Origin of the sequence: Bartonella sp. AP72JLCBS (genome assembly GCF_042195705.1) — a bacterium.
Classification (GTDB): domain Bacteria; phylum Pseudomonadota; class Alphaproteobacteria; order Rhizobiales; family Rhizobiaceae; genus Bartonella.
This window is the reverse complement of record NZ_JBHIOU010000003.1, coordinates 51,190-63,724: the sequence shown is the minus strand read 5'-3', so window position 1 is coordinate 63,724 and position 12,535 is coordinate 51,190. Positions and strand designations below refer to the sequence as shown.

7 protein-coding genes are annotated in these 12,535 nt (G+C 36.3%); 4 read left to right on the top strand and 3 right to left on the bottom strand.

Features of this window, described 5'->3' with window-relative positions; genetic code table 11:
• Nucleotides 1-333: 333 nt before the first annotated feature.
• The 4 genes from bafA (ACFILO_RS02555) (at nt 334) to ndk (ending at nt 7,003) form a co-directional block, all read left to right on the top strand.
• A complete protein-coding gene (gene bafA, locus ACFILO_RS02555) occupies nt 334-2,898 on the top strand; it encodes a BafA family autotransporter (protein WP_375677787.1) in 2,565 nt (854 codons plus the stop codon).
• A gap of 229 nt (nt 2,899-3,127) precedes the next feature.
• Nucleotides 3,128-3,379: a hypothetical protein gene (locus ACFILO_RS02550; protein WP_375677786.1), complete on the top strand. Its 252-nt coding sequence runs from the start codon at nt 3,128-3,130 to the stop codon at nt 3,377-3,379.
• 357 nt (nt 3,380-3,736) lie between these two features.
• The gene (gene bafA / locus ACFILO_RS02545; protein WP_375677785.1) at nt 3,737-6,313 is read left to right on the top strand and encodes a BafA family autotransporter; all 2,577 of its coding nucleotides are present in this window, start codon (nt 3,737-3,739) and stop codon (nt 6,311-6,313) included.
• A gap of 267 nt (nt 6,314-6,580) precedes the next feature.
• Complete coding sequence (gene ndk / locus ACFILO_RS02540) at nt 6,581-7,003, top strand: nucleoside-diphosphate kinase (protein ID WP_375652273.1); 423 nt, start codon at nt 6,581-6,583, stop codon at nt 7,001-7,003.
• A gap of 334 nt (nt 7,004-7,337) precedes the next feature.
• Here the strand turns inward: ndk and pgsA are convergent, their stop codons facing one another.
• The 3 genes from pgsA to ACFILO_RS02525 form a co-directional block, all read right to left on the bottom strand.
• The gene (pgsA, locus tag ACFILO_RS02535; protein WP_273723320.1) at nt 7,338-7,919 is read right to left on the bottom strand and encodes a CDP-diacylglycerol--glycerol-3-phosphate 3-phosphatidyltransferase; all 582 of its coding nucleotides are present in this window, start codon (nt 7,917-7,919) and stop codon (nt 7,338-7,340) included.
• Nucleotides 7,920-7,991: 72 nt separating this feature from the next.
• Entirely contained in the window at nt 7,992-9,971 is a 1,980-nt protein-coding gene (gene uvrC, locus ACFILO_RS02530) for an excinuclease ABC subunit UvrC (RefSeq protein WP_375677784.1), read from the bottom strand.
• Nucleotides 9,972-10,370: 399 nt separating this feature from the next.
• The gene (locus ACFILO_RS02525) at nt 10,371-11,234 is read right to left on the bottom strand and encodes a 23S rRNA (adenine(2030)-N(6))-methyltransferase RlmJ (RefSeq protein WP_375677783.1); all 864 of its coding nucleotides are present in this window, start codon (nt 11,232-11,234) and stop codon (nt 10,371-10,373) included.
• Nucleotides 11,235-12,535: the final 1,301 nt, after the last annotated feature.

The following is a 12,535-nucleotide window of genomic DNA, read 5'->3' as shown; positions in this document are numbered from 1 at the left end:
ATGTATGATTAGTTTTTTTAAGTTTTTAATGCAGCATCAGAGAACAATTTTTCAGAGTACGCAGCTTCGTTTTTCATGATAAACTGTATACCCTTATATACTTGATTATGCATTACTTTTTATCTTTGATAAGAAAACTCCGAGAAAATGCTAAAGAAGCACTATAAAAGCGCTCTTATATTCTTGATCAAAAAAGTATTTAAAAACTATAAAGAACGGTTTTTTATGAGATAAGGGGGATTTTTAAGAAGGATTATTGCAATCTAAGGTTGAAAATATGTTTTGTAGAGCTAATTACGTTTAGTGTCTATGCAGGCGTGAAGGGGGGAGGATATGGCTCTACAATATAAATGGAAACGACATTGTTGGATACTCATGTTGAGCAGCTGTTTTGTGCAAGCTGCTGCTGCAAATGAGGGGAGAACAGCACTTTTTTGTCAATCTTCAAGTTATGAAAATGATAAAGTATTTCAAGATCAATACAATGAGGATATGAAAACAGGCAGATGCATACTTGGAGCCTCTAATGATGTCATGGTAAGAACGCGCAATGAATTAGACTTTTTGAAAAAGCCTAGCGATTTTATCATGGATAAGGGTGCTAGAGTGTTTGCGAGTCAACAGAAGCTTGACAGCAGTCATCGTGACAATGCTGGATATAATGCACAAGAACAAAATACTGCATTTCTTAAAAAGCCTGAACTTATTTCCATTAAAGATGGGGCAATGTTAGAAAATTATATCCTTGATAATGAAGGTAAAGCATACATTTCAAATGATGGTGAGATTGATAGTCCAGGGCGATCCATTAATAACACTGTAAGGAATGGTGCAGAGCTTTATGTGTATGCAGGAGGACTCAGTGAGAATAGTAAAATTGAACATGGTGGAATTGAAAATGTTCAGGCTTTGAAGGGAAAACAAGGTTTTTCGAAAAATGCTGTTGTTGAAGAAGGCGGACACCAAAGTGTTGAAAATGGAGGAAAAGTAGAAGGGACTAAAATTTATGGTGGTGAGCAGCTTGTTTTCGGGGAGGGGGATATTGGAGGAGAGATTAAAGGCAGTAGTGCTTCTCATACTGTCATTTATGGTCAAGATGAAACACTAGGCCAACAAAAAGTATATGATGGCGGAAAAGTTTGGAATACGAAAGTTATGCAAGGGGGTGTCCAAGAGGTTGGGCAAAAGTCTCAAAGTGCAAAAAATGGTGGTTTTGCATTTGACACAGAAGTTTTTGGTGGTGGTAAACAACGTATCTTAAAAGGCGGTCAGGCTATTGGAGTCACTTTAAATGAGAGTGCTATTCAGGAAATATATACTGATGGATCTGTAAAAAATCTAACAATGAATGATCAAACAAAATCATGGGTGCATGCTGGAGCAACATTAGAAGGCAAGACACAGGTAAACCATTCTGGGCAGATCCATCTTTATGCTGGGAATGATCAACAACGCACCACAGTAGAAGATATTATTTTAAATGGAAAAGATACAAAACTATACTCTATTACTGATGAGTTTGATGGAAAAAGTTCTTTGATACAAAAATTAAGTGGTGAAGGGAGTGTTATTTTTTCGTTTACAGGTTCTGATCCATATTATTCTCAGCTTCATGTGAATAATCTTTCAGGAAATTTACATTTCGCGTTCAATACTACGATTGCCCATAACCGTGGTGATTATCTCTTGGTTGAGAAAGGCGCTGGGAAACATACAATAAGTGTTGCTGATTCTGGAGTTGAAATCACGGATCCTTTTTCAAATAAGCGTGATTTAATTACGGATCAAAGTGGTGGAGCGCATTTTACGCTGACAGATCTTAAGGGTGAAAAAATTAACGCCATTGATGGTGGAACTTATATGTATGATTTGAAAGAAAGAAAGGATGAAAATGGAAAAGTTTGGTTTTTATCGGCAGACCGCCTCAATGGACCAGAACCTTCTATGCCAGATCCGACAAATCCTTTTTTTCCTGGAGAAACATCAACAACCCCCTCTACAGATGCAGTGTTAACGTTGTCCGTAGTTCCTGGGCTTATTTTTAATAATGAGTTGCAAATTATACGGAATGGTAGAAAAATTTGGGACAGAAATAAGAAAGATATCGAACTATGGACTTATGGGATTAAGAGCAGAGAACGTGTTGCGACAGGCCATACACACTTTAAGCTTGGGCAGACAGGTTTAGTCTTTGGTGCTGATCAGTTGAGTGAATTAAGGCATGGAGAGTTGTATGTTGGTGGTTTCGGGAGTTATGATCAAGCACGTATTTCTCATGCACGAGGTGGTGACAGCGATTTGAGCTCTTATAGTATTGGAACTTACGCAACTTATTTTGATCATCGTGGATGGTATATGGATGGTGTTTTGAAATATAATTATTACCGAGATAATTTGAAAGCCATATCAACGAATGGTTTAGCCATTCAAAGTCATTACAATCAGTGGGCGATAGGTGGATCATTTGAGATTGGTTGTTATTTTGAACCGGCACAGAATACTTGGATGCAGCCTTATATCAAGCTAACAGGTTTGCAGGTTGAAGGTAAAAGAATAAAACTTTCCAATGGAATGATAGGTGATCTAAGCCCATTAACTTCATTCCGCAGTGAAGTTGGATTAACTGCAGGACATGAATTTTTTGTGAGTTCAGAAACTTCATTAACAGCTTACATTATGGCAGCTTGGTTGCGTGAGAATATAAATAATAATTATACGACAATTAATAACCAGTATAAATTTATTACAGATTTGTCGGGCAGCGCGGGTAAATTGGGAATTGGTTTAAACGGTTCGGTCAATGATAAACTAACACTTTATGCGGAAGCACATTATCTAAAAGGACATAAGATTAAGAATGCTCTTCAAGGTATTTTAGGATTACGCTATAGTTTCTAAATATGTGTGTATGGCTGATTAACTTTACAAATGTAATGATTTTGCAAGCTTAAAGAGATAACGCTCGGCTATGTCTTCTCGAGAGTGTAGGGACTTTCTCAAATAGTAGAAATGTCTTTATACTCTCTCTTTTAAAGGTAACATACTGAATTTATAATAATAATTCATTTCTATGCATGTTGAATGAGAGTCGCGAAAATCATAGGATTCTCTCATTCCAAATCTGTTTATGTTGAATCAATCAAAACCATTTTCTTGCACGTCACAAGCAGGGAAGCCTGCGTGGATAAAAATTGTACAAGAAAGAACTAAAAATACCTCTTATAAACTGCCTCAAGTACCAAAGGGTGTCGCGTTGCAACATTTTAGGGCTGGAAAAGTGTATGATGATATCGGCTCGCTTCTTCATAAGCGTAAAGATTGGGAGTTCAATGGCTTTACCGGTATATCATTCATGGATGACGTGGCGAAATGGGCTTGAGTGCATTGAGAGATGTCTCTTTAAAACAAGTGTGTGAATGTACAACCCAATGGCGTTTTGTTTTACGTGAAGAGGGGCTCCATTAAAGGGCACGAGCATTTTTTTCATCTATAATTCCAGATATGCAAATTATTCCTTTAACTTAAGTGAACATTTTGAATTTTATTCAATTTTTCTGCCTTAAGTTAGAGTTTTTTAGTGGCTTGTAGATAAGCAACTTAAAGTTGCTTAAATTAAAAAAATGCACTAAAAAATTGTATTTAGACATAAATAAAACACATTATGATACAATCTAAAATGAGCTATCTATGTAGTCGCGGGGTATTTTTCTAAATAATTGAGAGTGGAGTGTGGATAATGCGGTATAAATACAAATTAAGTTTTTCAGTATTGATGATCAGTAGTTGTCTTGTGCAATCTGCAAGTGCAGTTGAGAGTAGGAATAGAGTGCTAACAAGAGCAACACATGTGGTAAATAGAGAAGAGGAAGAAAAAAAAATAGCACTGATGTCTAATTTTTTTCGCAATAATACTATTCTCAAAGATGGTGATGTAGAGCTTGTTGATAATGGAGAAAGTTCTGTAGGTTCCACTATTAAAAAAGGAGGGATGCAAATAGTTACACGGGCAGGAATTGCAATGAACGCCAAAATTTTGGGAGGTCAGCAGTTTATTCATGAAGAGCCATATATTGATCTTACAAGCGTGGAGAGAAAAAGTAGTGCATATAATTCCACAGTTACTGGGGATGGTGGAACAGTTGGACAGCAGAATGTGTATGATGGAGCGTGGGGTTGGTATACGAAAGTGGGAGATAACGGAGAACAAAATCTTTATGCAGGACAAAGAAAAGAGGGGGGAAAATCAATGTATGCTGAGGTCTCTGGGAATGGGAGACAGCACGTCTTAGCGTTAGGAGAATCTTATGCTACTAATTTGAAAGATCATGCTATTCAAGTTGTATATCCTGAAGGGTTTGTGGATGGTCTGACTGTTAACAACTTTGCTAAATCGTGGTTCCATGTTGGTGTACAAGAGGTCCTTGGAGAAGTAAGGATCAATGATCACGGAGAACTTTATTTATTCGCTGGTGATAGGACAAATCATACGACTAAGAAAAAAATTCCTATAAAGGACAGAGTGGATGAAACAATATTTGAGGTTGGTGAACGGAATATGGGAGAAAAACCTCAGATTGAAATTGAAGATTTAGGGGGGCAAAATGGGACTGTTATTTTTACTTCTATACCGTATGATCCACGATATATTTCACTTCATGTTGAGAAACTTTCAGGGAGTTTACATTTTCGATTCAATATTAGTGCTACGGGGGATTCGAGTGATTACTTATCGATTGATGAGGGCGCAGGTAATCACAAAATAAGCGTTGCAGATTCTGGTCGTGAAATTACAGGTCTTCTCTCACAAAAGAATAGTTTGGTTACAGGGATTAATTTAATTACTGATAGAAGCCACAATGGAGGCGCTAATTTTACTCTGGCAGACCTTTCGGGTCAGGACATTACAGCTGTTGATGGTGGGGCCTATCAATATCAATTGCTGAAGAGAGATAGATGTGCTGATTCTAGTGGTAGTGCTACAATTTGGTATTTAGGAAGAGCCTCTGGAGGTACGACACGTTCGAATACTGAAGCACAGTGTGTAAACAAGAAAACGAAGATTCCTCTTGCATTATCTGATCAAGGTGCTCCTTCTAGAGGAAAAAATACAGGCTCTCGTAAACCTATTATAAAACAACCAGCTAAACCACGACCTCCACGTCATTTAAGAGGGGCACAGAATGTCTCTAGTGTTTCTGTATCTCCAACTGTTTCCTCTCTTGGAAGTCACGTTATTGAAGTCTTAGGTTCAGGAAGTTCTCATCCTCTTTCTGATGAAAAACAACAAACTGCTGTTTCAACCTCTTCTCAATCTTTAGCCGATCAAATGATTGTGCGTCCAGTTCATAAAGAACAGCCTTCTCCACAATTGAGTGAGACGCTTTCAGTTTCTCACTTTTTGACCACGCCCTCTACAGATGCGGTATTGTCTATGTCTGTAGCTCCAGCGATGGTGTTTCACAACGAAATGCAAACAGTGCGTGCGGGAAGAGGAATTCTAGATAAAAGTAAAAAGAATGCAGCTTTATGGACCTATGCGATTAAATCTAAAGAGAGTATTGCGACAGAGCATATAGATTTTAAGTTAGATCAGACAGGTATTGTTTTAGGGATCAATGGTTTAAGCGAGTGGGAAAGTGGAGAATTTTATATAGGTGGTTTTGGCAGTTATGATCGTGCCCGTGTTGCGCATGCACGGGGGGGTATCAGTGGTATCAATACTTATGGTATTGGCGCTTATGTCACTTATTTTGATCATAGTGGATGGTATCTCGATGGTATTTTAAAATACAATCATTATCAAAATACTCTAAAAGCCGTTTCAACGAATGGTTTAGAGATTGAAGGAACATATACTCAAAGGGCATTGGGAACTTCCTTTGAAGCTGGTTATCGACTTAAGACGTCAAAGAACAGTTGGTTACAGCCTTATGGACAATTTACATGGTTACAAGTTGAGGGTAAAGAAATCAAGTTATCGAATGACATGACAGGTGACATGCGTCCATTCACTTCATTACGCAGTGAGGTTGGCTTATCTTTAGGATATGAATTTGGTTTTCACATGGATTCCTCATCGCTTGCGTATATTACAGCAGCATGGTTGCGTGAGAATAAAGATGACAATCAAACGTTAATTAATCAACGCCATCCATTTACCACTGACTTATCGGGGAATGCAGGTAAATTAGGAATAGGTTTAAGCAGTTTAGTGAGTGAGAAGTTAAAGTTATATGGTGAGGCACATTATATTAAAGGGCGTAAAACAAAACAGTCCTTTCAGGGTATTTTAGGTGTACGCTATCGTTTCTAACGATATGGTTATTTTTTAATTGATCTCAATGATAATTTTGATGGAAAGTGTTGAGGAATATAAAAGAAGTTCAACATTTGCTGAGGGGCGGTAGCGCATCTTTATGATGGGATGAGCAATTGCAGGTATTTTTATTAAAGTCTTCTTTATAATTCATTCTATATTTTTGAGAATTTGTATAGATTTTTGCAGAGTCACTTGGCAAAGGGCTCCTTGCTCGCTATAGAAATGGCTAGAGAATATTATAAATGAAATAAAGGTGGTTAAATGGCTTTAGAGCGTACTTTTTCGATGATTAAACCAGACGCAACCCGTCGTAATTTGACTGGCGAAATTACTAAAATGCTTGAGGATGCGGAGCTACGTGTTATTGCATCTAAACGTGTCTGGATGAGTAAACGTGAGGCTGAAAAATTTTATGCTGTTCATAAAGAACGCCCTTTTTTTAGTGAATTGGTTGAATTCATGTCTTCTGGTCCAACCGTTGTACAAGTTTTGGAAGGCGAAAATGCAATAGCTAAAAACCGTGAAGTAATGGGGGCTACGAATCCTAGTGATGCAGAAGAAGGGACAATTCGTAAGGTTCATGCTTTATCGATTGGCGAAAATTCTGTCCATGGATCCGATAGTGCTGAAACGGCAAAAACAGAAATCGCCTTTTGGTTTTCTGAGGCAGAAATTGTTGGTTAATAAAGCGTTTATAATAATAAAGCGTATATAAGAAGCAAAAATCCGAAACACTATGTTTCGGTTTTTTGCTTATAAGATTATAGATTTTTTTGAAAGTATATGAAGCATTAATCGTTTTTTTAGCTTTTAATATTGCAGCTGCTTTTACGAAAATATAAAGCCTATTTACTCTTTTCTGAAGAGTTTTTATCTACACGCTACCCTTACTTGTAATGTGCAAAAAAGTGTTTTATTGATCTATCATTAATAGATTTAAAATAAATCAATCTTATGCTATTCTCATCTCTTATTTAAGTACAAAAAGATAAATCACCATTATAAAATTCCATATGATTCATAGGATAACGTGTTTTAAACCTGCACGAAAATAATCCCACCCTGTCCACAATGTAAGGAGGGCAGAAATCCACAACATAGTAATGCCAAACTCTACTGTGTAAGGGAAAATTTTATTACCGGCTGGTCCAGCTAAAAGAAATACAATAGCGATCATCTGTACAAAAGTTTTCCATTTTGCAAGACGAGAGACAGGAACACTAACTTTTAACTCAGCCAAATATTCACGTAATCCTGATACAAGAATTTCTCTGCAAAGAATGATAATAGCTGCCCATAGTGTCCACCCAGCGATGGTACTGTCTGCGGCAAGCAAGAGCAAACAAGCAGAGACGAGAAGTTTATCGGCAATTGGATCTAACATGCGACCAATATTGGATGTTTGTTCCCAAATACGAGCAAGGTAACCGTCAAGAAAGTCAGTAATGGATGCAACGATAAAAATGGAAACAGCAATCCAGCGAGTGATATCACTTGATTGTAGCCGCCCTTCTAAAAAAAAGCATGCAACAACCATTGGGACTGCAACAATTCGTGCATAAGTTAAAATATTTGGAAAAGAAAAAGTATGATTTTTCATGGAGCCATTTTTAATTCTTGTGAAAGAGAATATATTTCCTTAACGTAACAAGGAGAAGGTTATGAAACAAGCCTATTTTTCATGAAAATGGTTATGAATTTTTTGTGCAATTGTCATAGAAATTCCCGTAACTTTTTTTAAATCTTCAAATGAGGCACTAGCAACAGCTTTGGCACTTCCAAAATGATGAAGCAATGCACGCTTTCTTGTCGGACCAATATTTTCGATTTCATCAAGTGGGTTTTTGAATGTTGCTTTCTTTCGTTTTATCCTATGAGTTCCAATCGCAAAACGGTGTGCTTCATCACGCAGACGTTGCAAAAAATAGAGGATAGGATCACGTGGAGGAAGTGTAAAGGGGGGAATACCTTTTATAAAAAATCGTTCACGTCCCGCATGACGGTCAACACCTTTGGCGATTCCAACAACTGTGAAGAGATCATTTAATTGTAATTCAGCAAGTATTGCATGTACGCTGTTGATTTGTCCTTCACCACCATCGATTAAGATAAGGTCAGGCCAAATGGGAAAAAGATCATCATCTTTTATGTCATGACTTCTATTTGGCAGATCATACTCTTTGATAAGGCGTGAAAATCTTCGTTTAATCACTTCTTTCATCATGCCAAAATCATCGCCAGGCGTGATATCTGTTGAGCGAATGTTGAATTTTCGATATTGATTTTTAATAAATCCCATTTGACCAGCAACAATCATAGCCCCTACAGCATTTGTTCCCATGATATGAGAATTGTCATAGACTTCTATCCGGCGTGGAGGAACAGGTAGTTGGAATGTTTTAGCAAGACCTTGAAGCAATTTTGTATGGGTGGCTGTTTCAGAAAGCTTATGTTCAAGTGCTTCATGAGCATTGAGATAGGCACGATTAACAAGAGTTTTCCGTTCACCTTGTTTAGGTAAAGAGAGGGATACTTTGTGGTTTGCTTTGAGACTAAATGCTTCTGTAAGAAGTGCCTTTTCTTCAATTTCTTCAGATAAAAGGATGCTTTTGGGAAGTGGTTTATCATCGTAAAATTGGGCAAGAAAACTCGCTAAAATTTCAGTACGGGAAAAAGAGGGATCTGCTTTAGGAAAATAGGCACGGTTTCCCCAATTTTGCCCCATGCGAAAAAAGAACACTTGAATACAGGTCATTCCTTCTTTTTGCGCAATTGCAAATACATCCGCTTCTTTTATCGTTTGAGGATTAATACCTTGATGGCTTTGTATGTGAGAAAGGGCTGATAAGCGGTCACGATAGGAAGCTGCTTGTTCAAAATCAAGATTTTCTGCGGCTTTATGCATAGCTTGAACCATATCGCTTTTAATAGATTGATCTTTTCCCGAAAGGAACGCTTTTGCTCCTTTCACCAGTTCTTTATAATCACTGTCACTAATTTCATGAGTACAAGGTGCAGAACATCGCTTAATTTGATAAAGCAAACAGGGGCGTGTACGGTTTTCAAAAACTGAATCAGTACAGGTTCGTAATAAAAAGGCGCGTTGTAAAACATGAACTGTTTGTGTCACTGCACCAGCAGAAGCAAAAGGACCAAAATAGTGAGCTTTTCGTGTTCGAGCACCACGATGTTTGTAAAGTGCAGGCACTCGATGATCATCTGTAATCATAATATAAGGGAAACTTTTATCATCACGCAGGAGTACATTAAAATGTGGATGCAATCTTTTGATGAGATTGGCTTCTAAAAGGAGTGCTTCTGTTTCTGTATGGGTGACGATAAACTCCATATGATATGTTGCACGAATCATGCGGGTAATACGATTATTGTGTCCTTGTTCACGTGTATAGTTTGAAACACGTTTTTTGAGATTACGGGCTTTGCCAACATAAAGAATATCACCATTTTCATCAATCATCCGGTAAACCCCTGGCTTATGCGGAAGGTGTCTAACAAACTCTTGTATGAATTTGATACCTTGGAACTGATTTTTCTCATTGCTTTGATTGGCATTATGCCATGTAACATTAGAGAGAAAAGAAAGTTTTTCCCGTTCATTTTGCGGACAATTTGTATTATTTTTCAGGACCATTCCGTTTGTTACGAATATGTTGTTTGTTTAATATATGAAATATTCTTTTTTATTAAATAATGATTATTTATGTCTTTATAATTTTTTTCTATAAATAATATCTTATAACATAAGAGTATGATTTTAGAGAGCCGATCTTTCATAAAAAATATGAGAGTTGTTATTCTAAGACAGCTTTATGAATTTGCCCAATTTATCCATTAAAATGATTGAAATAAGAAATCCATGATGATTAAGAGGATAGACTTTCTAAAAGGAAAAAAATTAATTCACGCTGATCGTTATTAGCTTACCATTATAATATGTTGGTATTATCCAAAGAATCAAAGAACTTTATCATTTAATGCCTTTGTATTTTACAACATGATATTTGATTTAGAAAAAATATCAGAGAAAGATCTAACATAACAGATGTTCTTTTTGAAGCCACTTATGCGTTATTTGGGCATTTTCATCTTGTCCCAGACGGTTGATAAGAAAGGGGCTGAGTTTTTTCATTTCTTCTTCCAAAAGGTAGGGAGGGTTAATAATAATCATACCACTTCCATTCATTGTCGGTGGACTTGAATTTTTTCGGATACGCATTTCAAGCTGTAGAATCTTAGGAATTCCGGTTTGATAAAGCGCGTGAAGAAAACTTTCAATTTCTTTGTCATATTTAACAGGATACCATAAAGCGTAGATTCCTCCAGAAAAGCGACGATAGGCTTTCGTTAATCCATCAATAAGGCGGGAAAACTCTCCAGTTTTTTCAAAGGGAGGGTCAACAAGGATAAACCCACGTTTTTCTTTTGGTGGTACATGAGCATTTAAGGAAAGCCAACCATCTAAATGCAGAACTTTTGTTTGATAATCTCCTGCAAAGTTTTTTGCTAAAATATGATAATCTTCATTGTGCAATTCTATTGCGGTGAGGCGATCTTGTTTCCGTAATAATTGACGAATAAGAACAGGAGATCCAGGATAAAATACAATTTCTTTTTCCCCTTTATTGAGGGCATCAATGATATCACACCATGGACAAAGGAGTGTTCTTAAATCTTCTGGGATAGGAGTTGAAAAAAGTCGTTGGACACCTTCGCGACACTCTCCTGTTTTATGTGCTTCTAAAGAAGAAAGGTCATAAATACCGATTCCAGCATGCGTATCTATAACGCGAAAAGCTTTTTCTTTGCGTTTGAGATATTCTACAATGCGAGTGACAATAATGTGTTTAAAAACATCAGCAAAATTGCCAGCATGATAAATATGCCGATAATTCATGGAGTAAACTCTATCATATGTATAACTGTACCGGATTATTAGCATAGAATAATAGAATTGATATCCATAAAAATACTCTTGTAGAAATCAAACAATACCCTCACTCCCACATTATACACTACAGAAAAAATATTAATGTCATCAGAGCATTTATTCACAGAGCTATTTTTATATAATGAGATTAATCGTTAAAATTTTAATTTTTTTATATGAAAGATAGACAAGAAGAGATCAAACATTTCAATAGAGATATTTATGTTGTAAGAGAATTTTTTTATGACCGCGGACTCTTTCAGGAAAACTATAAAAAAACTCAATTAACGAGAATATTAGTGAAGTTTGTTGAAAAATTGAAGGGTATCTTTCAAATTCATTTTGTTTAAAGATTAAAGAATTTCAAATGCTTGATAAAAACATTGTTACATTTATAAGTTTTTTAGCAAGCGTAAAATTATGGATAGAGCAATAAAGTGCTGGTGTTATAGTGATAGATTTTTGTAAAAGTGTGAATGAATTTCATTGTTTTAAGCGGAGCCGAAGCTTTACATTATACACGCTAAATAGCTAGGTTATTGTGTATGATGCTAAAATAAAACTTTTGAAAATTGATATGTGCTCTGCAAGCTATCTCAATCAAAATGAGGAATTTTAAACTAAAGTAAATAGGTTTATCTATCTCTAACACTGTATTATCGAGCGGCTTTATGAGGTAATCTTATAAAAAAGGCTAGGATAAGAAATTCTTTTTATATGGATTATGCTTCTATACCATGCTTTTGATTGAATGTAATTTTCTATTCATGCCCATTCTGTTTTCAATACTGAGATAGGTTAAACACATGATATTATGAGAACGCATGCCCAGAATCCGGAGACTTGTAATAGTTAGAGCATACAGTGGCTTAGAGAGCTGGTTATATGGAGGTATTTTACTGAATAAAGGCACAAGCTGGTACCTTTTTTATTTTTTAGCAGTATTGCCATACCTCTTGGCACTTGAGTTGGTTCATAAAGTGCATTTTTACTCTTTCCGCTAATAGTTTTTACTTACACGCCAGATATTTAACTGAACGCGATGATGGCTCATATTTCGTATTGTACATAGAATAATGAATGATAAAATTCCTACCCCAACGCAAAGAATAAATGTTGTGCGTAAGATGATAGTTTTTGAAGAGACTGATGATGTGTTAAGAAAGTTTTTTAGAGATTTTTCTTTCTGAATTTTTTAATTGAATACGTAAAGTGTTTTACAACATGTTATGATCTTTATCAGTAAAGGATAATTTGACGGAAATGTT